Source organism: Magnetococcus marinus MC-1, from assembly GCF_000014865.1.
Lineage (GTDB): Bacteria > Pseudomonadota > Magnetococcia > Magnetococcales > Magnetococcaceae > Magnetococcus > Magnetococcus marinus.
The window spans coordinates 1,218,874-1,243,717 of the sequence record NC_008576.1; the positions used below are offsets into that span (position 1 = coordinate 1,218,874).

General features: G+C 57.2%; 19 protein-coding genes. 11 read left to right on the forward strand and 8 right to left on the reverse strand.

Annotated features, from left to right (window positions below):
* Nucleotides 1-273 precede the first annotated feature (273 nt).
* Nucleotides 274-1,584, reverse strand: a complete 1,311-nt coding sequence (locus MMC1_RS05095) for an ammonium transporter (protein WP_011712669.1) — start codon at nucleotides 1,582-1,584, stop codon at nucleotides 274-276.
* Nucleotides 1,585-1,608: 24 nt separating this feature from the next.
* Nucleotides 1,609-1,947, reverse strand: a complete 339-nt coding sequence (locus tag MMC1_RS05100; RefSeq protein ID WP_011712670.1) for a P-II family nitrogen regulator — start codon at nucleotides 1,945-1,947, stop codon at nucleotides 1,609-1,611.
* A gap of 949 nt (nucleotides 1,948-2,896) precedes the next feature.
* Between MMC1_RS05100 and MMC1_RS05110 the strand changes: the two genes are divergently transcribed.
* The 8 genes from MMC1_RS05110 (at nucleotide 2,897) to MMC1_RS05145 (ending at nucleotide 15,926) form a co-directional block, all read left to right on the forward strand.
* On the forward strand, nucleotides 2,897-8,260 hold the full coding sequence (locus MMC1_RS05110; protein ID WP_011712671.1) for a chromosome segregation ATPase: 5,364 nt from the start codon (nucleotides 2,897-2,899) through the stop codon (nucleotides 8,258-8,260).
* Between the two features lie 9 nt (nucleotides 8,261-8,269).
* Nucleotides 8,270-9,841 (forward strand): CYTH domain-containing protein, encoded by a 1,572-nt coding sequence (locus MMC1_RS05115; protein WP_011712672.1) that lies wholly within the window; start codon nucleotides 8,270-8,272, stop codon nucleotides 9,839-9,841.
* Nucleotides 9,838-10,701, forward strand: a complete 864-nt coding sequence (locus MMC1_RS05120; RefSeq protein ID WP_011712673.1) for an HDOD domain-containing protein — start codon at nucleotides 9,838-9,840, stop codon at nucleotides 10,699-10,701. The genes MMC1_RS05115 and MMC1_RS05120 overlap by 4 nt, the downstream gene beginning before the upstream one ends.
* Nucleotides 10,688-11,455, forward strand: a complete 768-nt coding sequence (locus MMC1_RS05125; protein ID WP_011712674.1) for an OmpA/MotB family protein — start codon at nucleotides 10,688-10,690, stop codon at nucleotides 11,453-11,455. Before MMC1_RS05120 ends, MMC1_RS05125 begins: the two co-directional genes overlap by 14 nt.
* A 315-nt stretch (nucleotides 11,456-11,770) precedes the next feature.
* Nucleotides 11,771-12,025 (forward strand): hypothetical protein, encoded by a 255-nt coding sequence (locus tag MMC1_RS05130; RefSeq protein WP_011712675.1) that lies wholly within the window; start codon nucleotides 11,771-11,773, stop codon nucleotides 12,023-12,025.
* 136 nt (nucleotides 12,026-12,161) lie between these two features.
* Nucleotides 12,162-13,010, forward strand: coding sequence for a sterol desaturase family protein (locus MMC1_RS05135; RefSeq protein ID WP_011712676.1), 849 nt, complete (start codon nucleotides 12,162-12,164; stop codon nucleotides 13,008-13,010).
* Complete coding sequence (locus MMC1_RS05140) at nucleotides 13,003-13,320, forward strand: J domain-containing protein (RefSeq protein WP_011712677.1); 318 nt, start codon at nucleotides 13,003-13,005, stop codon at nucleotides 13,318-13,320. Before MMC1_RS05135 ends, MMC1_RS05140 begins: the two co-directional genes overlap by 8 nt.
* 182 nt (nucleotides 13,321-13,502) lie before the next feature.
* Nucleotides 13,503-15,926, forward strand: a complete 2,424-nt coding sequence (locus tag MMC1_RS05145) for a heavy metal translocating P-type ATPase (protein WP_011712678.1) — start codon at nucleotides 13,503-13,505, stop codon at nucleotides 15,924-15,926.
* A gap of 96 nt (nucleotides 15,927-16,022) precedes the next feature.
* Here the strand turns inward: MMC1_RS05145 and MMC1_RS05150 are convergent, their stop codons facing one another.
* Nucleotides 16,023-17,690, reverse strand: coding sequence for a putative bifunctional diguanylate cyclase/phosphodiesterase (locus MMC1_RS05150; RefSeq protein ID WP_011712679.1), 1,668 nt, complete (start codon nucleotides 17,688-17,690; stop codon nucleotides 16,023-16,025).
* A gap of 496 nt (nucleotides 17,691-18,186) precedes the next feature.
* Here MMC1_RS05150 and MMC1_RS05155 point away from each other — a divergent pair, with 496 nt between their 5' ends.
* Complete coding sequence (locus MMC1_RS05155; protein ID WP_011712680.1) at nucleotides 18,187-18,570, forward strand: hypothetical protein; 384 nt, start codon at nucleotides 18,187-18,189, stop codon at nucleotides 18,568-18,570.
* A 63-nt stretch (nucleotides 18,571-18,633) separates the two neighbouring features.
* Here MMC1_RS05155 and MMC1_RS05160 read toward each other — a convergent pair whose 3' ends face one another.
* The 5 genes from MMC1_RS05160 to MMC1_RS05180 all read right to left on the reverse strand — a co-directional run bounded on the left by MMC1_RS05160 (nucleotide 18,634) and on the right by MMC1_RS05180 (nucleotide 21,884).
* Complete coding sequence (locus tag MMC1_RS05160; RefSeq protein ID WP_011712681.1) at nucleotides 18,634-19,242, reverse strand: nitroreductase family protein; 609 nt, start codon at nucleotides 19,240-19,242, stop codon at nucleotides 18,634-18,636.
* 37 nt (nucleotides 19,243-19,279) lie between these two features.
* Nucleotides 19,280-19,753: a chemotaxis protein CheD gene (locus MMC1_RS05165; RefSeq protein ID WP_011712682.1), complete on the reverse strand. Its 474-nt coding sequence runs from the start codon at nucleotides 19,751-19,753 to the stop codon at nucleotides 19,280-19,282.
* On the reverse strand, nucleotides 19,753-20,640 hold the full coding sequence (locus MMC1_RS05170) for a sensor histidine kinase (RefSeq protein WP_011712683.1): 888 nt from the start codon (nucleotides 20,638-20,640) through the stop codon (nucleotides 19,753-19,755). The genes MMC1_RS05165 and MMC1_RS05170 overlap by 1 nt, the downstream gene beginning before the upstream one ends.
* Nucleotides 20,641-20,930: 290 nt before the next feature.
* A complete protein-coding gene (locus MMC1_RS05175) occupies nucleotides 20,931-21,482 on the reverse strand; it encodes a DJ-1 family glyoxalase III (RefSeq protein WP_011712684.1) in 552 nt (183 codons plus the stop codon).
* Between the two features lie 99 nt (nucleotides 21,483-21,581).
* Nucleotides 21,582-21,884 (reverse strand): YciI family protein, encoded by a 303-nt coding sequence (locus tag MMC1_RS05180; protein WP_011712685.1) that lies wholly within the window; start codon nucleotides 21,882-21,884, stop codon nucleotides 21,582-21,584.
* Between the two features lie 270 nt (nucleotides 21,885-22,154).
* On the opposite strand from MMC1_RS05180, the gene MMC1_RS05185 reads away from it, so the two are divergent.
* Together MMC1_RS05185 and MMC1_RS05190 are read left to right on the forward strand one after the other, a co-directional pair.
* Complete coding sequence (locus MMC1_RS05185; RefSeq protein WP_011712686.1) at nucleotides 22,155-22,553, forward strand: hypothetical protein; 399 nt, start codon at nucleotides 22,155-22,157, stop codon at nucleotides 22,551-22,553.
* 245 nt (nucleotides 22,554-22,798) lie between these two features.
* A complete protein-coding gene (locus MMC1_RS05190; protein WP_011712687.1) occupies nucleotides 22,799-24,814 on the forward strand; it encodes a hypothetical protein in 2,016 nt (671 codons plus the stop codon).
* Nucleotides 24,815-24,844 lie beyond the last annotated feature (30 nt).

A 24,844-nucleotide genomic window follows, 5' to 3' on the forward strand; every position in this document is an offset into this window, starting at 1 on the left:
TATAGTTATTAGTATGATATAAAAGATGGTTTTTAATGTTTAGCCATGCCATTGACCTTGCATCATGTGTCGATACAGGCAACCAGAATATCAAAAAGTATCACACTGTTTATGCGGATGAAAGATAAATAGATGGAATTAAAGGGGGGGGGTGTTGGGTTGCATAAAGGGGTGGATAAAAAACAGCCCCGCATAAGGGGGCTGTTAAGGAAGAGGTCCAGCTTTTGTAGCGGTGCGGCCCGGCACAAGCCACCGGGCCGCATTTTGGTACACTTAGATATTGTAGCCACGCTCGTCGTGTTCGGCGAGATCCAAGCCCATCTCTTCGGCTTCGTCATCCACACGCAGCCCCATGATCACATCCAGTACCTTGAGGATAATGAAGGTCGCAACCGCACAGTAGACGATGGTGTAGCCAACGCTGGTCGTTTGCACCGCAACCTGACTCATGATGGTCTTGCCTTCTGCTAAGCCAGAGCCGCCCAAGGAGGCATCGGCGAACACACCGGTCAGAATGGCGCCAACGATACCGGCGATACCATGCACACCAAAGGCGTCCAGCGAGTCATCGTAGCCCAGGGCGCGTTTGATGGAGGTGGCACCGATGAAGGCAAAGAAGCCAGCGGCCAGACCGATCAGGATGCCGCCCATGGGGCCAGCCGTACCAGAAGCAGGGGTGATGGCAACCAGGCCAGCAACCGCACCGGTGGCAATGCCCAGCACAGAGGGTTTGCCGTGTTTCATCCACTCCAGCGCCATCCACACGATAGCGGCGGTGGCGGCGGCCAGTTGGGTGACCAACATCGCCATGCCAGCAGTACCATCGGCAGCCAACTCAGAACCGGCGTTAAAGCCGAACCAACCCACCCACAACATGGCGGCACCGGTTACGGTCAGGCTCAGGTTGTGGGGGGGCATGGCGGTGGTGGGGTAGCCACGACGCTTACCCAGTACCAGGGCAGCAACCAAGCCAGCCACACCCGCATTGATGTGCACCACGGTACCACCCGCGAAATCGAGCACGCCATCTTCAGCCATGAAACCACCACCCCAGACCGCGTGGCAGATGGGCAGGTAGACGATGGTTCCCCATAGGGCCATGAAAACCAGCATGGAGGAGAACTTCATGCGCTCGGCAAAACCACCCACAATCAGCGCAGGGGTGATGATGAAGAAGGTCATCTGAAAGGTAACAAAGACCGAGGTGGGGATGGAGCCGCTTAGGGAGTCCGCCTTAACCGACTTTAAGAAAAAGTCGCCCATGCCACCAATGAATTGGTTGACGCCTGCATCCGCCGCGCTGGAGAAGGCCAGGGAGTAACCATAAATCGCCCACAAAATGGACATGACGCCAGCAATGGCGAAACACTGCATCAGCACCGACAGCACGTTTTTGGAACGCACCATGCCCGCATAGAACAGCGCCAGACCGGGCAGGGTCATGAACAAGACCAACGCGGTGGAGGTCAACATCCAAGCGGTGTTACCACTGTCTAAAGTATCTTCGGCCCAAGCGGTAGCGGGCAGAATGCTGCCCATAGCCAAAGCGGCGGCTGGCAGCAGGGTTCGTTTGATGGATTTCATCGAGTTGCTCCTCTTTCTCAAAACTTATAGCGCGCTGGGGCCAGATTCGCCGGTACGAATGCGTACAGCACTCTCCAGGTCATACACAAAGATTTTACCGTCACCAATTTTGGAGGTTTTGGCGCCTTTTTGAATCGCCTCGACGGCTTGCTCAAGGATGCTGTCATCCACGGCCAGCTCCACTTTGAGCTTGGGCAGGAAATCCACACGATACTCGGCACCACGATAGAGTTCGGTATGGCCCTTTTGGCGACCAAAACCGCGCACTTCGGAAACCGTGATACCGGAGATACCCACAGAGGTGAGTGCTTCCCGTACCTCATCCAACTTGAAGGGTTTAATAATGGCTACGATCCATTTCATGTTTGGCTCCTGCTTTTTTGCCTAGCTAAGCGCCGCTGGCGCTGTGGGGGCTTGTGAAGGGAGAAGCAATGACTCTCCCACTCCGTTCTGCCACCTTATAGGGCACGGGTCGTGCCATGTATAGTTAAATACATGAAAAACAACCAAAATATTCAAAGGTGTGGGCGTTTTTGTGGCGTTATATGCACAAAATATAAGCATTACGACTCAAGAAAAGGCGTCTATTTTTTTCAATGGTTAAAAAATATGCATAATGAATGGGGTAAACCAGGGCCAAGCCCCTGTTGGCGGTATGAAAATTTGGTATAGTGGCGGCGCGATTTTAAAAAGAATAATAAAAGCAATATATTATGTTTTTTTTAAGCGCTGGTTTTGGTTGGGCAGAAAAGACGCATGGGGGTTAGTGGCTGAGCATGTGCCCCGGGCGCGGGGCTAGATCGTACAAGGCGTGTTATGTATGGATCAAACAGTTTTATCAGGCGTGTGCTCTTGCGCTGAGGGTGCCTTGTAAGGGTGGCTGTTGCTTGGGTGTGCTGGTGTGGCAATGGTCGGTTTAGGGGGTCTCCAACCGGCGATGTGTTTAATGGAGTGAAGGGTCGCACTTGTAGAGCGGTATCCGCCGGTTTTGAATGCTCATCTCTGCATGGGGGGCATCCCTGGGTGAGCAGGGCAAACAGAGGCTTTTCAAGCCAGCTGCATAGGTGGTCGTGGGATTGAGGGAACGATGGCTGGTTCTTTAAATCTCACCTTTTGTTGTGTGCCCTTGGTTGGCGCAATGCAAAAGAGGTTTGGGTGAAACTTCCTCCATTGCTCAGGCAAAGCATGGTCTTTGCGGCGGGATAGCCTTATTCTAAGCCAGCGCCGTTCTCTTGCGGGTTGGTTAGGGGGTGGCGGTGGGTGGGGGGTTCAGGCCCCTGTTGGTTTGGTTTCGCAGCTTTGGAGTGTCACCATGAAGGGACCGTTATTCGGTACCATATGGTCTTTGGTATTAATGGGTCTGGCGGTTATGGCCGGTATTTGGGTTTCGGGCCATGCCCCCCAATTGATGACCGTGTTGCCACTGCCGGCCTTTTTGGCTGTGCCGCTGAGCAATCAGGCCGAAGCCCCTATCGTCATGACACTGTTGGGGGTGATCAGTGGTTTTTTATTCTTCTTTTTAGGGGGGTATGTCTGGCAAGCGGTGCTGGATGCGCTGAGGGTCAGTCTGGCCCATGGTGCGCTGGCGCGGGCGGTTAAGCGGGGCGAGTTTGCCCGGGGCGAGGCCGAGCCAGAGCTCTACAGTTGGTTCTATTACCCCCTGTTTACCCGCCTATGGCACGACTATACCGACTCCCTGCACCGCCAAATGGTGGAGGACGAGAGCGGTGTGACCACCACCCACTACCGCAGCACGGTACCCGCTGAGCTCTATTTTAACCAGACCAATCTGGTGGATACCCCCATGCGGGTGGAGTTTTTCCGCCATCTGCCGGGCATTCTTACCGGGGCGGGCATCGTCTCGACCTTTGCGGGCATTTTGTTGGGGCTGACTGACTTTAACCCCACAGTGGAAGCCAGTCAGGTCACGCTGCAACTAAAACATCTCTTCACCGGTGTTTCCACCGCCTTTGTGGCCTCTTTTATTGCCATTCTTACCGCCATCTCGGTCACCGTGGTGGAAAAACTGTTGCTGCATTGGCGCTATGCCCAGATCACCCGTTTGCAAGGGACCTTGGATGATCTTTTTCCTGGCGGGGTCGAGTCGGAATATCTGGCCGACATGGCTTGCCAGGGGGGGCGTGTCGGCGAGCCCGGTAAGCGGGATGATGGTGCGGCCCGTGCCCTGCACGCAGCCCTGGCCGAACCGGTGCGGCAGATGGCAGACGCCGCCCAGCAAGCGGCCCAGCAGCAGAGCTTGCAGCGGCAGAGTGTGGAGCGTTTGGCTGAGCTGGTGCAGGGTATGGCGGCGGAGATGCAAGGGGCCATGACCCGTTTTGAGGGGGTTAATCAGACCACCCAACAGCAGTTGCAGCGCTTGTTGGAATCCCCCCCAACTCAGGCGGTGGCTGCCGACGCCGCCATGGCCCAGGCCATGCGCGGTGGCTTAGAGGGCTTGGCCCAGCAGTTGGATGCCGGGCAACAGGCGCAGCTTGCCGCTCTGGCGCGTGGGCCTGAGCTGTTGGCGCAGATTGCACAGCGCTTGGAGCAGTTGATGCCCGCTACACCGCCGCCCGCCCAGGATGAGCTGGGTCGCTCGCTGGCCAAACAGGAGCAGCTACTACAGGGGGTAAAGAGCGCGCTGGTGGCTTTAAATGAGAGCCTGCTTAGCCTAAAACCCCATGTTGTGGCACCGGGAGAAAACAAGGGCGGTGGTCTTGATGATGCCGCTTTGGTCGAGGCCGCGCGCAGCTTACCGGTGATGGAGTCAGCACTGCAAGAGATTCGGCAAACGCTGGCGCAGCGCGTGTCGGAGCAGGGCTCTGGCCAGCAGCAGTTGTTGGCGGTATTGGCTCAGTTGGATGATAACCTCAATCGTGGTGCGGCTCAGCGGGAGGCGTTGTTGCTGGCACGCATGTCTCAGGAGCAGGGCTCTTTGTCCGAGTCGCTGCAAGAGATGCTGCAAACCGGGGTGCAGACCATGGAGCGCAGCGTGGTTACGCTGCTGGCCGATTTAGCCAAGCGAGAGCAGACCGAGCAGGCACATTTTCAAAGCTTGCAGGAGGGGCAAAACCAGTTGGAATCGCGCCTGGACCAATTGCGGGATCAGGATCTCTATCAAGGGCAGGAGTTGGAGGCGGTGCGGGATGCCCTAGAGGGGCAAGAAGAGACGTTGGAGCGTTTGTTGGGCTTGCACAATGATGCCGATGCCCGTTTGCAAGGGGTTGAGATCAATCAAGGGCAGCACCAAACCAGCTTAGATAATCTTTCTTCACTGCTGCACCGGCAGGAGAGCATGGTCTCTGAGGAGCTGGGCTTACTTAAAGAGCAGGCCGCGCAACGGGGCTTTTGGGAGACGATGCAGAGGGATCAACTGGCGTTGGCCAGCCGCTTAGACACCATGCATGCGGCACAAGATCGCACCGCCGATGCGCTGGGCGAGGCTTTGCAAGGGCAACAGCAGCAGTTGCTTACCCAACTGGAGGGGATGGAAGATCTCCGTCAATCCCAACAGGAGATGCGGGCGGCCCAGCAACAGGGTTTGCAGCGGGGCGATGTGATGCAGCAGTTGGTGGAGTCTATCCATCTACGGCATGCGGATCGGTTGGCGCGGCTGCAACGCAAACTGGCCAACCGGCTGCACCGTTTGGAACAGCAGTTGGTCAGTGCCAACAGTGAGGCGTTATTACAGGGTGGGCAGCAGCTTCAACAGTTGGGCGAGGCGGTGGATCGTCAAGTGGCCATGATGGCTCAACTACAGGCAGAGCAGATTCAAAAGGGCGATGCGCAACAGCAGAGTGCCCAGCGTTTGGAAGCGATGAATGAAGAGCAGCAGAGCCGCTTGCAGCAGGTGGTGGAACTGGTGCAGCAGGCTCAACAACAGGCTCGTGGCGAGGGGGAGGCCACTGAGCGACAGTTGCAGGGCATAGCCGCCCAGTTGCAGCAGGCGGCCAGCAACGAGCAACAGCGGCAAGGGGAACTGGGCAGTCAGTTGGATAGAGTTCAGGGGCAGTTGCAGGAGGCCGTGGCGCAGCTCCAGCAGGGTCAGCAGCAGCACCTTGAACAGCTTGCTGGGTTGGCCCAGCAGATCACGCAGGTGGCCGAACAGACGCAGCTGGGCGAAGAGAGCGTCGGGGCGCAGTTGCAGGGCATTGCCGAGCGCTTGAACCAAGCCGAACAGCAGGCGCAAAGCGTAGCGGAAGGGGTGGATCATCACCTAGAGCGCATTGCCCAGCAGCTCACCCAGTTGGAGAGCCGTAGCGAGGGCGCAGAGAGCGCTTTGGCAAGCCGCATGGAGCGGATCTCTACAGCCTTTGCCCAGTTGCGCGACCGGGTGGGTGAGCTGGCTCAGGAGCAGCAACGTTTGGCAGCGCTTGATAATTTGGATGGCAGCGTACAGGGCTTGCAGCAGGGGTTGGAGAGTCAGCAGTTGGTGCTGGCGGCTTTAGCGGGCGGTTTGGAGAATATTCAGGAGCACCAGCAAGAGCAGAGTGAGGGGTTGGTGAATCTGCACGAAGCGCTGGGTGGGGTGGTGGAGATCCAAACCGCCATGCGCGGTTATGGGGCGCAGTTGCAGGGGTTGGAGAGTCAGTTGACGCAGGTGTTGGAACAAGACCCGGCGGCCCAATTGGCCGGCTTGCGCAGTCTCTTGGAGGGACAACCTGCCATGTTGGATGTGCTTAAGGGGGGGCTGGATCGGGTGGTCGCCTATGTGGAGCAGCGCCAACATAACCAGAACAGTCAGAAGCTGGCTTTGGAAGAGGGGGTTGAAGGGCTGTTGGGTAATCTGCAAGATAACCTGAACCTACAAGGTGAGGTGTTGTTGCAGGTGCGGGAGCATCAAGCCGAGACCGCCAGTGAATATAAAAAGCTGCGTGAGTACCAAAAGAGCATTTCGGAAAATCTGGCCGGGGTGGCGGATGCCCAGCGGGAGAGTGCCGATGCCATGAATTTAACCCGCTCCGATGGCTTGGAGAGCCGCCGTTTTATGGAGTCGGTGATGGATGCGCAACAGGCGATTCGTACCCGCATGGGGGAGCTGGGGGATGTGCAGCGGCTTTTGCAAAATGCCCTAGGTGCGTTGGAGAGCACCCAGGATGAGGTGCGTCAAGCACTGCACAGCGCCAGCAGTGCCCATGATCAGAGCCAGACACGTATGGATGGTGTGGTGACAGAGTTGGCCCAGCGCTATGCCGAGGTGCAGCAGGCGCTGCAAGGGCAGCATGCGCTGACAGGGGTGGTGCAGGAGAGCTTGGGCGAGATGCGCGCCGAGCAGGGCATGATGCAGCGTGGCGTGATGGAGGCGATCAAGACCATGCGGAGCAGTCTGCCGGAGGATTTGCCGGAGGTGGTAGAGAGTCTGCGCAGCAGCGTTGGGCAGACCTTGCGGGAGAATATGCAGCAACTACAGCAGCGGGTTGAGGGCATTGGCAAAGGCATGGAGCGGGCGCAGAGTGCCATGGGGCTCTCCCTTAATGAGATCCGAGCGTTGTTGCAGCAGACCGGTGCCGAGCGGGATGCTCGTATGGCCGAGCGGCTAGAGAGCATGGGCGAGGCCAACCGCAACCGACATCAAGCCTTGATGAATACGCTAGAGGGGCTTTCTTTACGGTTGGTGCAGCGCAGCGACCAGATGCAAAACCGTTTGGAGAGCAGTACGAAGCAGATGCTTGAACAGCTGCAAGGGGGGAACGCGACCCCTCGTCCGGCGGACAGTGGGGTGGAGCAGGCGGTGTTGGAGCAGTTGGTCCAGCAGCAGGGTGAGAGCCAGCTACAAGCCATAACCGGGCTCAAGGCGCACCTGAGCGACCTGTTGCACGGTACCATGGGGCACTTTGCCGACGAGGTAGAGCAGCGGGTGGGGCAGATGTTACAGGGCTCTTTGGAGGGCCTGGATGAGGTGAGTGCGCTGTTGCAGAGCCAAGGTGGCGAGGCGTCTCAGTGGCAGCCGATCGCCCAACAATTGGATCTGTTAATCGAGCAGAGCCGGACGCAGAATGCCGCCCTGTTGGAGGCGGTCGCGGGCTTGCCTATGGCAGGTGCGGTTGGGGATGGGGTGGATGCCAGTGCCCTGGTGCCGTTGCTGCAAAAACGGATGGAAGAGAGCCTTAAAGGTACCCTGGGTGAGTTGGAGAAACTGTTGGAGGAGAGTACGGCCCAGAGCAATGCCCGTAGCGATCAACTGGCCCAGGCGATGGAGCAGTTGAGCCAACAGCGGGAGGCGGGCAGTACAGGGGCGGTGGCAGAACCGTCCAGCATGAGCCCACGGTTGGAGGCGTTGGTGGCCGATATGGATGGCCGCTTAACCCTGCTGCAAAAGCGTATGGCCGAAGAGCAGGCGGCCATGCAGCATACCTTGGAGGCGTGGGCTGAGCGTATTGTGCAGAGTAAAGAAGAAGAAAAGAGCCAGTTGGTGGACCGTATCGCCTCGATTGATGCTCAGAACGAGAGTCGCCATCAGGGGATGATGGGGGCGCTTAATGAGGTGAGTCGGGCCTTTAGTGGCGATATGGAGCAGATGCGGCGGGATATGGAAGAGAGCACCGATCAGGCGGCGGACAAGCTGGTGCAGCAGTTGCGCAAGGTGGTCCATGGTGCCAGCGAGGAGCAAGCGGTCTATATTGAGATGCTGGGTGAGCGCATGGATGCGCTACGTAAAAAGCTCGTCAAAAAATAAGGCGTTTCCATGTTTCCCAAACAGTGCATACGGTTACGGGTACCACCGGAACGGGCTAACAGCCTGCACCAGCATCCGTTGCTGGGCATGGCACAGGGGCAGGGGGGGATAAAAAAGCGGGTGTTGCGGTTTTATGATACCCCTCAATGGAGCCTACGGCAGGCGGGACTCGAACTGCTGGTGCATAACAAGGGGGCAGGCTGGCGGCAACGGTTGTTGCGGGTGACCGCGCGGGGCCGTTTGGGTTTGGAGAAGTGGCGGGGAGAGACTTTGGTACGCCATGATCTGGCCGGGGAGCGCTTGGAGCTGCTGCGCATGCTGCGGGATCCTGCGGCAGCAGCCAGCTTTGCCACGCTGGATGCAGGCACCCTTGGGCACCGTTTGACGGTGCGGGTGCAGCAACGGCAGTTGCGGCTGTCGCGGGGGGCGGGGCGGTCAGTGACGCTGCTGGAAGAGGCGGGGGAGATTGTGGATGCTGGGGGCACAACACCCTTTCATGATCTGGTGATTATGGCCGACGATGATGCCAGTGAGTTGGGTTATGAGATCGCCCTAAGCCTGTTGCACACCCTGCAAGGGGGGTTGCTGTTTGTGGCCGCCGAGGAGCGCAGCATGGCGCAAGCGTGGCCGCAACCGGTTACAGACGAGCCGGCTTGGCCGAGACTGCCGAGCATGCCCGCTGTGGATATGGCCGAAGCCTATTATCTATTAAATCATGCCCTATTACATGCCCTCTATGACGAGCTGCCGCAGATCCTGCATGGCCGCAGCGACAAGCCTTATGCGCGACAACGCAACGGGGTCGCGTTGCTGGAGGCCCTGGCTTTACTCAATCAATGGCTCCCTCCTTTGGCGCATGCCCAAGGGGTGGAGCTGTGGCAAAAATTGGTTGAGCAGTTACAGGATCGCGAGGGCTGGGGGCTGTTTTTGGAGGCTTTGTTAGAGCCCTATGCCGAGAATTTGGATGAATCCTTTACCACAGCACCTTGGTTGCACCGCAGCCAGCGCTATGGGCAGCAGGGTCAACAGCAGTTGGCGCAGCTCTGTCATGGGGTGGCGTTTGCGCAAGCTTTGCTGGGCTTGGGGTTATGGCTGGCGCGACGGGGTTGGCTGCGACGGCAGGATGAACAGCAGCCCATGGAGCCGCTTAACCACTGGCTGCGGCAGCGTTTAGAGGAGAATAGTGGGCCCATGTTGGCGGCGCTGCGGGCAGGCAAGGCCGATGGCTTACGGCGCAGTTGGCAGCAGTGGTTGTTGCTCAAGCTGTTTGGTGCCTTGTTTGAGCAAATTTCGGTGAGTAGCTCCCATGAGGTTGCCTTAGATCTTTCGCTTATGGAATACGGTATCTACCAGGAAGCGCTGGAGCGGGTTCTGCAAAGTGGGCGTTTTGTGCAGCAGGTGGCCCCTTTGGCCGAGCGCTTCAAACAGGTAGCGGTGGAGGCTGATGGGGCCACCCGTGCCGATTTTGAGGCGTGGTGGCAGAGGGTGCTACGCCAGCAGCAGGGGCTGTTTGCGCAATCCATGGCGGAGTTGGAGCTCTCGGCGGGCTTTTGGGTCGAGCATTGGGGAGAAGGCGTATGAGCTCCTCGCTCACACAGTGGATCGCGGAAAATCCGCCTCAACCCCTGCCGCGCACGCTGGTGCAGTTGCGGCATGCGCTGGATGATTTTACCCCGGACCTTATGGCGGTGGCGGGCCTGGTGGAGAGCGATGGCGCCTTGACCGGGATGGTTTTGCAGGCGAGCTCCAGCAGCGGGGTACGCCAGGGGGTTGTGCAGTTGGGGCTGACGGCGTTAGAAGGGCTGCTGGAGGATCTGTTTTTAGAGGTGCCCATGGTCAACCCCTATAGCCCGCTCTACCCTTTGGCGGCGCAGGCGCACCATCGGGGTTTATGTATGGCCTGTTGCGCTGAGTTGGTGGGGCGACTGGGGCGGGTGCCTGCGCGGCAACGCATCTCTGGGGAACTGGCCCATTGTGCTGGGCTGTTGCAAGGGATTGGGCGCATCACTTTACTGGGCCACCATGCAGAGTACCGTATGCAACTTAAACGGCATGGGGAGTGGACGCCCGCGCAGTGGTTGGCTTATGAGCAGGAGAGCTTCGGTTTTCAGCAGCAGCAGGTGGGGGCGGCGCTCTGCCGTCACTGGGGCTTGCCGGAAGCGGTGGTGGCGGTGGTGGCCAACCCGGATGGGGGGTTGAGTCTGCTCAAAGCGGGGCGCTCGGTGGCTTTTCGGCAAGGGGTGGTGATGCAGGCTATGGTTGGGTTGGTGACGGCTGCCCTGGCAGGCCCGTCAACACTGGAGCAGGTGTTGCCCTATCTGGCGGTGCTGGGGGTAGCGGAGCGGGATTGGCCAACGCTGTTGGCCGCCCTGCAACAGGTGCCTGCCCCCGCTTGGCATGATCGGCTGGGGGAGGGAGAGAGCGATCATGAATCTGCGTAAATTGCCCGAGAGAAAGCGGCTGGATGTGGGGGATAACCCCTTTTGGATCAGCTATGCCGATTTGATGACCGCCTTGGTGATGCTGTTTTTGGTGGTGATGAGTATCTCGATGATCGCGGTGGCCTCGCGGGATGAGGTGCGCCAAAACCAGCGCAAAGATGAGATCACCAAGGTGTTTGACGCCTTGGAGCAGAGTGCGGCACAGTCCAACCTGCCTCTGGTGATCAACCGTAAGGAGCAGACCCTCAGTTTTGGCAACAGCGCGCGCTTTGAGCTGGATAGTTTTTATCTTTCGGCTCAGGTACGTCAGCAGCTTAAAGATTTTGTGCCGATGTTGCTGAAGGTGCGCAAAAAGGGTGAGGGTAAATGGTTAAAACGGGTCCACATTGAGGGCTATACCGATGATATTGGAACCTATTTGTACAATGTGCGTTTGAGCATGAACCGTGCCCAGGCGGTGCTCTGTACCCTGATGGAGGCCGAGGTTAGTGAGGCGCAACGGCGTGAGTTGCAGCGCATGATTATCATTGATGGGGCGGCTTCCACCAGCATCCGTAGCAGCCGCGAAGAGAGCCGTCGGGTCGAGATCCGATTGGAATTTTTACGGCATGATGAGGTGCTAGCGGCGCAACCGGAGTGGGAGATGCCCTTGGGGCGCTGCCCCATCCCGCTGGAGCCGGAGGTTGGCGAGAAACCCAAGGTGTTGGATGAACCACTGCCACCCTTTCCCGGTACCACCAACCGCGAGGAGTAAACCGCGCGCCTAAGGTGGCTGCTTTGCGGTTGCTGCCGTTGCGGTAAGGGGGGCAGGGTTGGTGTATTGGGACGCGAGGCTCCTGTCATTGAGTCGCCGGTGATGGTAATTTCAAGATCACTATTTCGACTAAAATGGTATTATTTCAAAAAAACATTGAATTTATGTCGTAAAATTTCCGACAATAGAACTCTATTGAATGCAGTGGGTTGTTCTGGAAAGAGTGTGCTATGCTGGATCCCAGATAGGTAACCAGCGTGGGGTGCGCCCTGTCTGTACAGCTTGCCCCCCTGTGGTATGTGAAGGAGATCTTTTGTGTCCAGTGTTCGTTGTCCCGTCTGTGGTGGTCGCCCTGCGCGAATTTATAAATGCAACAGCTGCAACGAAGTACGTTGTGGTCAGGATAGCTGCACCGGTAGTTTGAGTGGCGTTAAGGGGTGGGCCAGTGCGGGCTCACAGTGCCGTAATTGCACCCATGGTCGCTATATGGCCATTAGCTTTTTTAGCTCTGATATGGAAACCATTTTGCGTGAGCATGCCCACACACGCAAAGTGCGGGACGGTCGCTAGCACCCGTTAATCGGGGAGCAACAGAGCTGTGTGGGACGAGACCGCGTATCGTTACCGATGGGCGGTCCTCTGTTTTTTGGGGTGTGCGCCGCGCTTGGATTTTACCTAGAACCGCTTTGAACCAATTGAGAAAACCATGGATAGCTGGCTGTTGCAGCAGGAACCCACGCTAAGAGTGGTGGCCTTCTTTTCGATTTTTCTGCTGATCGCCGTGTGGGAGTGGTGGCGTCCCCGGCGGGTGCCGCGCCATCCCCGCATGCAACGCTGGCCCGCCAATCTTGGACTGGTGCTCATCAATACCCTATTGGTGCGGCTGCTGTTTCCCATGGCGGCGGTGGTTTGGGCGGCCCAGGTGCAGCAGCAAGGGTGGGGACTCTTGCAAATGTGGTCCCTCCCCAGCCTATGGGCGCTGCTACTTGGGGTGGTGCTGTTGGATGGGGTTATCTATCTGCAACATGTATTGGTCCATGCACTGCCGCTGCTGTGGCGGCTGCACCAGGTTCATCACGCCGATCCTGACTACGATGTGACCACGGGTGCCCGCTTTCACCCTATAGAAATTTTACTCTCCATGGGTATTAAATTTGCGGCGATCCTCTGTTTGGCCCCGCCACCTGCGGCGGTTTTGCTGTTTGAGGTGATTCTTAATGGCATGGCGATGTTTAACCATGGCAACATCACGCTGCCTTTGGGGTTGGATCGGTTGCTCCGTTGGCTGGTGGTGACGCCAGATATGCACCGGGTTCACCACTCCACACTACCCTCCGAGGCGAACAGTAACTTTGGCTTTAACCTAAGCCTTTGGGATCGTCTGTTTGGCACCTATACGGCCCAGCCCAAACGGGGTCATGTGGCGATGGAGATTGGTATCACGACCCATCAAGGGCCGCACACCCGCTCGTTGCTGGGGATGTTAAGGCTGCCATGGCAGACGGCGCAGGATCGTTATGCGCTGACCCGTCGTTGGTCAGACCCCGATGCGTGAGCCTGCACCCGGGCTCTATGCCCGCATCTCGGCGGCACGGGAGCTGCTGGGGCTAAGCGAGCGGGCCTCGCTTGCGGATATTGAAACCCGCACCAAGGCCCTACTCAAACGTTGGCACCCAGACAAAAACCCCCCGGAAAAAGCAGCCCAGTGCCACAGCCAGACCAAGGCCATTTTAGAAGCCCACGCGTTAATTAAAAGCTATATTGCCCACTATCAATACGCATTTTCAAAACAGGAGGTCGAGCGTTATCTGCCCCCCGATGAGTGGTGGTTTAAACGTTTTGGCCCCGATGAGCACGACGTGTAGGGGAGCGTGTGATATGTAAAAGCGCTCCCACTTTATGGTCCCACGGTAAGGGGCTTCAGAAGTGTCTGGTAAGCGCGACAATACTCTGCTGTAAGGCTAAATTCTCCAGATGATACGCCTACGGTTTGGCGTTTTGGGGCGGTGCGTTTCTTCTTTTTTCGTCCACCAGCGTGGTTTGTGTTATGTCCTTGTCTCCTTCTGTTATGCAACTCCCCATCGAAGGCATGAGTTGTGCGGCCTGTTCCAGCCGCTTGCAGCGCCGTTTAGAGAGCATGCCGGGTGTGACCCAGGCCAGTGTTAATTTGGCGACAGCCTCAGCCCGGATTGAGGGCGTGGTCACCCTGGAAGGGTTGGAAAAGCTGGTTAAACAGACCGGATTTTCCGTGCCGCGCATCACCCAAACGTTTCAGTTAGAGGGGCTCTCCTGTGCCTCCTGTGTAACCAAAGTGGAGCAGGCGGTGGCCAAACTGTCCGGGGTGGAACGGGTGGCGGCAAACCTTGCCACGGGGGCGTTGTTGGTCACGTTGATTCCCGACTATGTGAGCCAGACAACCATTCAGCAGGCGGTGCAGGGGGTGGGTTATTCGCTGCTGGCCAGCCAAGAGGGCGAGGTCGAATCGCGTGCCCAAACCATGCAACAGCGGGAGATCCGCCAGTTGCAGCACCGCTTGGTGGTGGGGGCGCTATTGGTTTTGGTGAATATGGCGATGATGCACGGTTGGTTGCCAGGGGTAGCCACGCTGGATGAAGGGTGGCGCAACCTGTTGCAAGGGGTCTGCATGACACCGGTGGTGTTATGGTCGGGCTGGGGGTTTCACCGGGGGGCATGGCAGGTGCTCAAACATGGTAGCGCCAACATGAATACCCTGGTGAGTGTGGGCTCATTGAGCGCTTATGTGGCCTCTGTGGGCATCGCTCTGGTTCCCCAGTGGTGGAGCCAAGCCGGGCAGGGTGGGCACCTCTATTTTGATACCGCAGGCATGATTATTGTGCTGATTTTGATTGGTCGATGGTTGGAGGCCCGAGCCAAGGGGAAAACCGCAGGGGCCATTCAAGCCTTGCTGGCCCTGACCCCACAAACCGCCCTACGCGTGCAAGAGGATGGTGGTACCGAAACCATAGCCGCAGCGCAGGTGCGTGTGGGAGATCGGTTGCTGGTACATCCAGGTGCGGCGGTGCCCAGTGATGGGGTGGTGGAGGTGGGCGAACCCTATCTGCACGAGGCCATGCTCACCGGCGAGCCGCTACCCGTGCAAAAGGGGCTGGGGGATGAGGTGAGTGGGGGCACCCTAAATGGGGCGGTTCCCTTTACCATGCGTGCCAGCCGGGTGGGGGGAGATACCGCACTGGCACGGATTATTGCCATGGTGCGTCAAGCCCAGGGGGCTAAACCGCCCATTGCCCGGTTGGCCGACCGCATTGCCGGGGTGTTTGTGCCCATTATTTTGGCGTTGGCAACCCTGGTATTGCTGGTGTGGTGGCTGCTGTTGGGGGCCCCTTTTACCCATAGTCTCACCCATTTTATTGCGGTAATGATTGTGGCGTGCCCCTGTGCGTTGGGGTTGGCCACGCCGACCTCGGTGATGGTTGGCACGGGCCGGGCCGCGCGGTTGGGTATGTTGATGCGCGGTGGGGATGTGCTGGAGCGGGCCCAGCAGGTGAATGCGGTGATCTTTGATAAAACCGGCACGCTGACCTGTGGCACACCGGTATTGGTTAACCATCAGGGCGCGGCCGCTTTACTCGCCGGGGTTATGGCGGTGGAGGCCCAGTCGGAGCACCCCATTGCTCAGGCGTTGGTGAAGGGGCTGGGCGAGGCAGGGGTGGTGCCAGCCGCAGCCAGCAAGGTTAAATCGTTGACCGGTTATGGTATGCAGGGCCAAGTGGGAGAAGAGACGCTTTTATTGGGGCGGAGCATCCTTCTGGAACAGCGTGGGGTGGGGCTGGATCCCACCTTGATGGCGCAGGCTGCCATGTGGGCCGAGCAGGGACAGAGTGTGATTCACGTGGCTTGGCAGGGGCAGCATGCGGGTTTGCTGTCGGTGGCAGATGCCGTTAAAGCAGAGAGTGCGGCAGGGGTGGCGGCGCTCCAGGCGCGGGGCTGTGCGGTCTATATGGTGACGGGGGATAATGCCAAGGCCGCTCAGGTGGTGGCGGCCCAGTTGGGTATTGCGGCAAGCCATGTACGGGCCGATACCCTGCCGGATGGTAAAGCGCAGGTGGTGGCAGAGTTGCAGGGGCAGGGGTTGGTGGTGGCGATGGTGGGGGATGGTATTAATGATGCCCCTGCCTTGGCCAGGGCCGATGTGGGTATTGCTCTAGGCAGTGGCACCGATGTGGCGATGGAGAGCGCCGATATTATTCTCATGGGGGGGGATGTGCAAGGGGTGGCGCGCGCCATCGCTTTGTCGGCGGCGGTGCTGGTTAATATTCGGCAAAATCTGTTTTGGGCCTTTGGTTATAATGCGTTGCTCATCCCCATCGCCGCTGGGGTGTTGGTACCGTGGGGGGTGATGTTGGAGCCCGCATGGGCGGCGGCGGCCATGGGGCTGTCCAGTGTGACGGTGGTGAGCAACGCTCTGCGTTTGGGGCGTTTGCGGTTGTAGTCTCGCTGCGGATTGCGCCCCCCGCCGTCATAGGTAACAAGCCCGCCCCAGCAATGCGGCCCATGGTGCGCCTTTACGCGCAATATTTGGTGAGGATCAGTGGTCAAAAAATTGATCGGGAAATTCGGCGGCAGAACAGGGCTTACCAAAAAAATAGCCCTGGGCCAGTTGCACCCCTTTGCCCTCTAGATAGAGGCGTTGGGCTTCGGTTTCCACCCCTTCACCAATCAAAATGCGGTTAAGGCTGCGGCCCATGTTGATGATGGTGGTGACCAGCACCTCGGCCTCTTTATCATTAAGGGCATCGGGTACAAAGGTACGGTCAATTTTAACCCCACAAACCGGCAGATTGCGCAACACGCTTAATGAGGATGAGCCGGTGCCAAAGTCGTCCAGCCATAAGCGCACACCGATCTGTTTCAGGTGGTTAAGCATTGCCATCGCTTTGGGGGGGTCTTCGCCCAAAATGGTCTCGGTTACCTCAAGCACCAGCGCGTGGGGGGGCAGTTGGGTCTCGGCCAGGATAGAGGGGATTTTGTCGTCGGTGGAAAGCTCCCGGCAGCGGGTGCAGGTTAGGTTGACCGAGATAAAAAAATCTTTGGCCGTACCATATTGGCTGCGCCATTGGCAGGCTTGGGTACACGCCTCGCGCACGGCCCATTCGGTAATCTGTGCGATTAACCCCATCTCTTCGGCAATGGGTATAAACACCTCAGGCGAGACCGCCCCTAAGGTGGGGTGGTTCCAGCGCAACAGGGCTTCAGCCCCGGCGATTCGATTGGTATTAAGATCAACAATCGGTTGATAACAGAGCGCCAACTCTTGGTCTTCTACCGCACTGGAAAGCTCCCGCTCCAGGGCCATACGGGCCATCGCCTCGGCATGCATGTCGGGGGTATAAAAACGGTAGGCGTTGCGGCCTTGGGACTTGGCCCGGTACATGGCAGTATCGGCGTTTTTAAGCAGATCATCCAGGTTGTCCGCATCGTCGGGAAAAATGGTGACACCCACCGATCCTGAGATGGTAACTTCCTGACCCTCCAGGGTAAAAGGGGCGGCGAGTTGCTCTAAAATTTGCGCCGCCACCCGCTCAGCATGGGGACCACGGGCCATGTCGGGCAGGATAACCGTAAACTCATCCCCCCCCATGCGGGCCACGGTATCCGATTGGCGATGACAAGAGAGCAGCCGTTTGGAGGCCTCTCGCAGCAGATCGTCCCCCGCCGCATGACCCAGGGTGTCGTTGACCCACTTAAAGCGGTCTAGGTCAATAAACATCACCGCGACACGCACGTCGGTACGTTTGGCCCGTGCCAGCTCCAGCTTTAAACGGTCTAAAAACAGGCCACGGTTAGGCAGGCCGGTAAGGGCATCATAGTTGGCTTGATGGCGTATACGCTCTTCTTGACGTTTTTTCTCGCTAATATCCCGCAGCGTGGTGACCAGCAGCCGTTCATTACCCTGAAAGGGGATGGTCAATGCCTCGACATGCGTAAAGGGTTTGGCTTCGGGCAGCAGTTTGAGGTCGACCAATTTAACCCTGTCGGCCTCGTGGCTATGGTTGGCCCCGTTGTGTAACCAAGCTTCCCGGCAGGTGGGGTCAATGCGGAGTGAAAAGAGGCTTTGAGTTAGATCCGTGTGGATCTCTGTGCCCAGCATAATGCGGGCAATCTCATTGGCGTAGAGAATCATATCCTGCTCATGGATAATGATGCCATCGGCCAGATGGTGAAGAAGATGTTGACCATCAAATGAGAAGTCCATTTAAGACCGTCCCTCGTAAAAAAACAGATCTGCGCGCCTATAAACCTGAACAGTCCTGTATAAGGTGACCGGATCCTTTAGCCTAGCACAGCGGCGCCAAGCTTGTCGCAGTAAGGTTGCGCACGCAAGGCACAACCCCCCCTACGGAGCTCGTATAAAGTGAGACAAATTCCGGTGTTTATACAGTTTCTGTATAACCATTCAAACAACCAATGGTCACTTTAACACGGTTGGTCAAAATTTAGTAGTCATGCCCGTTGTACCCGGATGAATTTTCAGAATAAGCGTAAATGGTGTGAGGATTGCTTGTTGCGCTGTTGGGGTGGGCGATGCCGAGCTTAGGTGGGGTGTAACCCACCGGTGGCATCTCTCCTGTGCTCTGGATGTCGGGGAGCTACGCGTAACCCAGTGGCGCGCTGAGGGTGAGAGGTCCAGGCGTTGAGGGTTATCTCTTGTTGCCACCGTGGCGGCTTAGCTGCGAGAAAGTTGGGTTGACATGCTGCACCGTTTTAATGTTTGGGCAACCACCCCACAACCTCCGCTGTTGCCCCTGTCAGCGATGGCGGGTTGGGTGGCGCTGTTTATGGCGGTGGCAGGCTTTATTCCCTTGTGGGGGGGCTATTTTCTGGCGGTTTCGGCCTTGCTGTTGCCCTTGACGGCGGGGCCTAGCCGGTGGCTTGGTCTAGGGATCGCGCTGCTTAACCTCTTTAATCTGATGTTTTTTTCTAAGATATACCAAATGGCCGCAATCTCTGGTATGCACCAAGGGCGTTATGAAATGGTGGTGGTCTACGCCGGATTAATGGTGGCACAACTGCTGGGGCTGTTGGGTCTGTTTTTGCTCCAGCGCCGCATGCGGCAGTTGGGTATTTGGCCATAGCGCCCGGAATCACCGCCACCCCTGCGCAACGAACAGGGATGGCGGTTTAAACAAAGGTGGGGCTTAGGGATAAAAACGGTCGATAATCACCACATCCTCATAATCGAGCAAACCGCCACGGGGACGGGCTGGTTCTACCGCTTTGCCAATGGCTACAAACAGGGTGACAATATGATCATCGGGCAGATTAATTGCCTCGCCGACGGCATCAAAATCAAAACCATCCATGGGGCAGCTGTCATAACCCATGGCTTTGGCCGCGATCATTAAACTCTGCGCGGCAATCCCGCAAGAACGTAGGGCTTCATCCCGCTGCAAGGCCTCATTTTCCCGATAAAACCCATCAATGGCTTTCAATAAGGGCTGCTGCACCTGCTCTGGAGCATGGCTCCAGCAGCGTTCCGGGTAACGCTGCCACGCTTTGAGGTCAGCACACACCACCACCAAGAGAGAGGCATCCGTCACCTGGGCTTGGTTCCACGCAAGGGCCCGTAACTGTTGGCGCAGCGCGGGGTCCTTCACCAACACAAAGCGCCAGTGTTGCAGATTAAAGGCGGTGGGGGAGAGTTTGGCTAACTCTAAAAGACGCCGTTCTTCGGCTTCGCTCAAGGTGTGCTGGGGATCAAATAACTTGATCGAACGGCGGGTTTCTAAAGCGGTTAGGGCATCCATCAATTAATCTCTCCGTCATAAGGGGAAAATGGCACGCTCATGCGTTTTTGGCGCGTTTCATCAAGATGCTTCCGGTGCTGGTGTCCATCACAATTTTACGGCTCATCTCCCCACCTAAATCCTGGGCTGTAACCGGTATTTTAAATTGGCGTAACATATCCATGGCGACCTGTATGTTGCGCTCGCCCACGTTAAGCAGACCGCTCTGATGGTTCAATACTGCGGCACCACCAAACACCTTGGCTTGCATTTGGCGGCGGTCGCAACCCATGAGCAGGAGATTTTCTAACAACTTTTCGGTGGCGATGTTGCCAAATTTGGGCGAGGGCAGACCGTCACCATTCCACAAAGGCAGCTTAAAATGGTTCATGCCCCCTTCGCGGCGGCGTTGGTCCCATAGGCAAATGGCCACGCAGGAGCCCAGTACGGTGGTTATGCGATGCACGCCCGGCTTGGCATAGAGGGTGCCAGGCAGTAAAAAATGGGTGCCTATCTCGGAGCCCGCTACCATTAAAAAGCCTCGATCTGATCATCAAAAAAGAGATCACCATCCAGACTAAACCCCCCTTCTTGGCCGTTGTGTTCTAAAGAGCTTATCCATATTGAGACCTCGACGCCCCCTTGGGCTTGGTTTTTCACGGTGATCTCGCCGCCCAGTAAATCCAGCAACGCTTTACAGATAGAGAGACCCAAACCATGCCCCCGGTGGACCTTGGTGGTACCGGTGTCTAGCTGAGTAAAACGGTTAAAAATATCATGGAGAGAGGCTTCTGGGATCGTGGCTCCACTGTTGTAGAGCGTTAGTAGCGGTGCGTCCTGATCTTCGCTACCCAGGGTAAGAACAATTTCTCCGCCGGGTTGGTTAAACTCAATAGCATTGGAGAGTAGGTTGCTCAGAATAAGCCGAAATTTGGTGGTGTCCGTCACAAAGGGGCGGGGTTGGCTCAAACTTTCTGGCAGGGTGAGCTGGATCTGTTTGGCGCGCAAGAGGTGGTCAAAATTTTCCAGCACATCTCGAATAACATCGTTTAGGTCGGTGGTGACAGTCTCCACCAAGGTATCCCCCGCTTCGACCTCTGCCGCCGCAAAAATGTTGCGGAGCTGAAAGTCCAAGTCATAAGCATCATGAAAAATGGTTGCGCTCAAGCTCTTGAGCTGCTCGGGGTCCTGAATGCGACCCGTGCTCATGGCTTGGGCCATGCCCAAAATGGTGCTTAAGGGATTGTTGATCTCATTTTTCATGTGGGCGATAAAATGGCTTTTAAGTTCTTCAGAACTAGCAAGTTTTTTATTCACCTCCTCAAGCTTACGGGTAACCGTGCGCAGGTCGTAGAGCGCTTTTTTGTTGGCGTCAAACCGCTTTTTCAGGTCAGCAATCAGCTCATCATCGCTTAACATGGCACACCTTCCGGTTGGGGTATGGCCTTACCTAGGGTTCTACAGTAGCTTCGGTCATTGTACGGGTTGAAATGCTACAAAATCCAGCAGATGTTCCTTTGACGGAGAGAAAATGGGTGCGTTCTGGGCTTTGCACCGATCCACCCAGCGCTGGGTGCGGTTGCATGGGCAGGTTGGATGCCGTAGCCAAGGCCGTTTTACGCTTGCGTGGCTAACCTGCAACACCCAACGACAGAGGGCCTCGCTCCCGTGCCAAGCAAGAGAGATCAACCCTTGCTGTGCCAATGCCGTTAAGGGCGTGCCAAGGCCTCTTCTACTTGCATCCGCTGCGCTTTTCCAACCAAGGTCTCTACCAGGGTCAGGGCAAAATCCATGGCCGTGCCGGGACCTGTTGAGGTGATAATGTTACCATCGCACACCACGCCATGGATGGCGACAGTTTCGGCACCGTGCAGGGTGTCGAGCAGAGTGGGGTAACAGGTGGCCTTTTTCCCCGTCAACAGGCCCGCGTGGGCAAGGATGGTGGGGGCCGCACAGATGGCGGTGATAAACTTGCCCTCGGCATGCATGCGCTGTAGCAGGGTGTGCATGCGTGGATCTTCATCCAAATGGGTGGTGCCCGGTTGACCACCGGGTAGGGCGATGAGGTCAAAGGGCATATCCATAACCGCCTCCAGGGTAGTGTCTGGCACAATGACGCTGCCCCGGCTACAGCGGATCGGCCCCTCTACGGTGCCTGCCAGGGTGCAATCAATCTGCGCACGGCGCAAAATATTGACGATGGTGATGGCTTCCATCTCCTCACTACCCGGAGCAATGGGGATCAATACGCGAGGGGTCATGGCCGAACTCCTTTTGGTGGATTTTGTCGTCAAAAAAATCAACCCATTTGTTTTACAAGAGCTGTTCTAAATTTTGGTTGGGAAATCGGGTGCCATTCCCTAAGCAGGGAGTACCTTTTTAAAGGGTTTAACACTGACTTGGGCATAGACCCCCGCCGCAACATAGGGGTCAGCCGCCGCCCACGCTTGTGCTTGGCTGAGGGAATCAAACTGGGCAATCACCACACTGCCGGTAAACCCAGCCTCGCCAGGATCTTCACGGTCCACAGCGGGTAGTGGGCCGGCAACCAGTAAACGATCCTGGGCCTGTAACGCTTTGAGACGCTCAAGGTGGGCCGGGCGGGCGCTCTGCCGTAGGGATAGGCTGTTCTCGATATCTTGGGCAACGATGGCGTAGTACATAAAAGCTTTCCTGTGGATCGCGGTTAGGACGGTTGGTGCGCAGCCAACCACCGTCAAGGAGATGGCCTCTATTGTGCCCCATTTTAGCCGGTGGGAACAGGTAGGGTGTGGTCGAAGGGTTAGATCGACGTGGCTTGCTTGGGGTTTGCGTGAGCGTGGCGGAGGCGAAAAGAAATAAAATGCTTTATAAAAATGGTTTGAAATGGTAAAAAACAGCCTTAACGGTTGGTAGCGGCCAAGTTCTAAAAGGCAAAAAGAGTGGGTGCAGGTATGAAAATTTCAGAACAGGCCAAGCTCTTGTTGGAGCGTTGGGGGGGGAGCAGTCGTCGCTCCCTGCAAGGGGGGCATGCAAGCCTTTCGGCGACAGGGCGTATTTTGATGAACGGCGGGGCCCGTATCGATGGTGGGCGTGGATCGCTTATGGATCATACTCTTGAGCCTATGGTGGAGCTGGTGGAACAGGCGGTCTCCCACATGCTGCGCCATGGGGCCGAGGATGAAGCGCGGGCCTTGATTAACCGCTATGTGCTCCAAGAGCCCATCGCTCGTTCGGTCAAGGGGGTTGGGGTGGCCGATGAGCGGGGGTTCCGGTTGTTGCTCAACCGGGGTGAGTTTTTTGTGGCCGCTTGGGTGGCGGCGGGTGTGCAGCGTAAAAAAAGGGGATGTTAAAGTACAGCAGTATTTTAGCTATAAAACGGAAAAAAAGGATTATATCAACATTAATGGTAAAAAAATGCTTGACGCGGGATGGGCAGAGGATCTATGCTAACCTCTATAGGGTCGGAAAAACCGGTCGGGCAACGGTTTAATGGCGTTCATTGATAGATCATAGCGTGTGCAGCACATGGGTTGTTTAAAAAAGGTCTCTCCGGTTCAAGGAGGGGCCTTTTTTTATGGTTGGCATCGCCTAGAGCATGCAACAACACCCTGCGGCACCAGAGAGTGAGGCAATCAACATGGAAAAAAAAGAGTCCATTATGTTGGATGAAGAGGGTGTTGCTAAGCGTTGGCAGGAGGAGATCACATTGGCTCTGAAAGGGGGTGAAAAGTGGCGGGAGCAGGGTAGGGCGGTGACTGAGCGCTATCTAAATGAACGTCGTGGGGTGCAGGAGCGCAATGTTTCACGCACCAATATTTTGTGGAGCAATGTGGAAACCATTCGGCCCACCCTCTATAGCAATACGCCAAAACCCCAAGTGCATCGACGCTTTCGCGATGGTGATGCCATCGCCCGCAGTGCCTCGGAGATTGTCGAACGGCTGTTGCATGTGGCCTGTGACCGGATGGATCTGGATGAGGCGATGTGGCGGGTGGTGCAAGATTATCTATTGCCGGGGCGGGGAGTGGCCTGGGTGCAGTATCGACCCCAAATTGAGGGCAGCGAGCCGGGCCGTGATGGTGAACCGGTGCCGCTGATTACCGATGAGAGTGTGGAGGTGGTCCACCTGCACTGGACCGATTTTGTCCACGAACCTGCCCGTCATTGGAAAGAGGTCACTTGGGTGGCGCGGCGGGTCTATATGTCCAAAGAGGCGCTCATAGAACGGTTTGGGCAAAAAGGGGAGCAGGTGCCGTTGGCGTTTCTGCCCCAGGGCAAACGCAATGAGGCCTCGATGTTGGCGGCGCAAAACCGAGGGGCGGTGTGGGAGATCTGGGATCGTGCCAGTAGCAGTGTCTATTGGTTGGATGGTAGCGACAAAGGGATTTTACTGGATTGGGAGCCCGATCCCTTGGGCCTGGAGGGATTTTTTCCCTGTCCCCGGCCCCTGCTGGCGACCCGCAGTACCGATAGTATGATTCCCGTGCCCGACTATCTGCTCTACCAGGATCAAGCCATAGAATTGGATCAAATCACCGAGCGGCTAAGCCTGCTGACGCGGGCGGTGAAGGTCTCTGGTGTCTACAATGGTGAGTTGGGGGATCGCATCGGTTCGCTGTTGCAATCGACGGGCAACCAGTTGATCCCGGTGGATAACTGGGCGCTGTTTGGCGAACGGGGCGGGTTGCGGGGGCAGATAGAGTATCTGCCCCTGACCGATGTGGTGCAGGCCATTACCGTGCTCAGTTCGGTACGTGAGAGCATTAAGTCGGTGATCTATGAGATCACCGGAATTTCGGACATTGTGCGGGGTGTGAGTAAAGCCAGTGAGACGGCCACCGCCCAATCCATTAAATCCCAGTGGGGCGGGCGGCGTTTGCAGGAGCGACAAAGCCAAGTGCAGCGCTTTGTACGGGATCTGTTTCGTATGGTGGGGGAGATTATGGTGGAGCACTTTCAGCCCCAAACCATTGCAAAAATGGTGGGGGCAGAGGCCAATCGAGATGTGCCCATCGCCCAGGCTTTGCAGCTTTTGCAGAATGACGGGGTGCGTCTGTATGCCATTGATATACAGACCGACTCCACCCTTACCGGCGACCGTTTGGCCGAGAAGGGGGCGCGGTTGGAGGCCGTGCGCCACATTGGCATGATGTTTCAGCAATCCATCCCCATGCTGCAACAGGTGCCCCAATTGATGCCCGCCGTGGTGGAGCTGTTTAAGTTTGGCTTGCGCTCCTTTGATGATATTCGCGGTTTGGAGTCGGCCTTTGATGGCATGTTGGAGAAGCTCGAAGCTTCTCCAGCGCAACCCTTGCCCGCAGAGCAGAAGCTGGGCGTGGCCCAGGGGGGCGGCCAAGCTGGGCTGACGACGGCCATAGCCGCGCCCAGCGCAGTGGCAAGATTGCCCGCAGGGGGGGCTGCGCAGGGGAGGCAGGCAGACACGGGGCCGGGTGGTGCGGGGCAACTGCCGTCCGCTTTGGCCGGTCTGCCCCCTGGGTTGGCTCAGGCTCTGAGCCAGCTTTTACAAGGGATCTCCCCAGAGCAATCGGTGCGTTTGTTACGCACACTCCCCCCTGAATGGCTGAGGGCCGCTTTGCATGGGGGCGCATGATGCTGAGCGCTGCGTGTAGGGGGGGCTGTC

Excerpts from the sequence above, each read along its gene's own strand:
- MMC1_RS05125 (WP_011712674.1), top strand. The coding sequence starts at position 10,688 with ATGAATCTGCGTAAATTGCCCGAGAGAAAGCGGCTGGATGTGGGGGAT.
- MMC1_RS05165 (WP_011712682.1), bottom strand. The coding sequence starts at position 19,753 with ATGGTAGCGGGCTCCGAGATAGGCACCCATTTTTTACTGCCTGGCACC.
- MMC1_RS05170 (WP_011712683.1), bottom strand. The coding sequence starts at position 20,640 with ATGTTAAGCGATGATGAGCTGATTGCTGACCTGAAAAAGCGGTTTGAC.
- MMC1_RS05160 (WP_011712681.1), bottom strand. The coding sequence starts at position 19,242 with ATGGATGCCCTAACCGCTTTAGAAACCCGCCGTTCGATCAAGTTATTT.
- MMC1_RS05155 (WP_011712680.1), top strand. The coding sequence starts at position 18,187 with ATGCTGCACCGTTTTAATGTTTGGGCAACCACCCCACAACCTCCGCTG.
- MMC1_RS05150 (WP_011712679.1), bottom strand. The coding sequence starts at position 17,690 with ATGGACTTCTCATTTGATGGTCAACATCTTCTTCACCATCTGGCCGAT.
- MMC1_RS05115 (WP_011712672.1), top strand. The coding sequence starts at position 8,270 with ATGTTTCCCAAACAGTGCATACGGTTACGGGTACCACCGGAACGGGCT.
- MMC1_RS05100 (WP_011712670.1), bottom strand. The coding sequence starts at position 1,947 with ATGAAATGGATCGTAGCCATTATTAAACCCTTCAAGTTGGATGAGGTA.
- MMC1_RS05110 (WP_011712671.1), top strand. The coding sequence starts at position 2,897 with ATGAAGGGACCGTTATTCGGTACCATATGGTCTTTGGTATTAATGGGT.
- MMC1_RS05180 (WP_011712685.1), bottom strand. The coding sequence starts at position 21,884 with ATGTACTACGCCATCGTTGCCCAAGATATCGAGAACAGCCTATCCCTA.
- MMC1_RS05135 (WP_011712676.1), top strand. The coding sequence starts at position 12,162 with ATGGATAGCTGGCTGTTGCAGCAGGAACCCACGCTAAGAGTGGTGGCC.
- MMC1_RS05190 (WP_011712687.1), top strand. The coding sequence starts at position 22,799 with ATGCAACAACACCCTGCGGCACCAGAGAGTGAGGCAATCAACATGGAA.
- MMC1_RS05095 (WP_011712669.1), bottom strand. The coding sequence starts at position 1,584 with ATGAAATCCATCAAACGAACCCTGCTGCCAGCCGCCGCTTTGGCTATG.
- MMC1_RS05185 (WP_011712686.1), top strand. The coding sequence starts at position 22,155 with ATGAAAATTTCAGAACAGGCCAAGCTCTTGTTGGAGCGTTGGGGGGGG.
- MMC1_RS05175 (WP_011712684.1), bottom strand. The coding sequence starts at position 21,482 with ATGACCCCTCGCGTATTGATCCCCATTGCTCCGGGTAGTGAGGAGATG.
- MMC1_RS05145 (WP_011712678.1), top strand. The coding sequence starts at position 13,503 with ATGTCCTTGTCTCCTTCTGTTATGCAACTCCCCATCGAAGGCATGAGT.
- MMC1_RS05140 (WP_011712677.1), top strand. The coding sequence starts at position 13,003 with ATGCGTGAGCCTGCACCCGGGCTCTATGCCCGCATCTCGGCGGCACGG.
- MMC1_RS05120 (WP_011712673.1), top strand. The coding sequence starts at position 9,838 with ATGAGCTCCTCGCTCACACAGTGGATCGCGGAAAATCCGCCTCAACCC.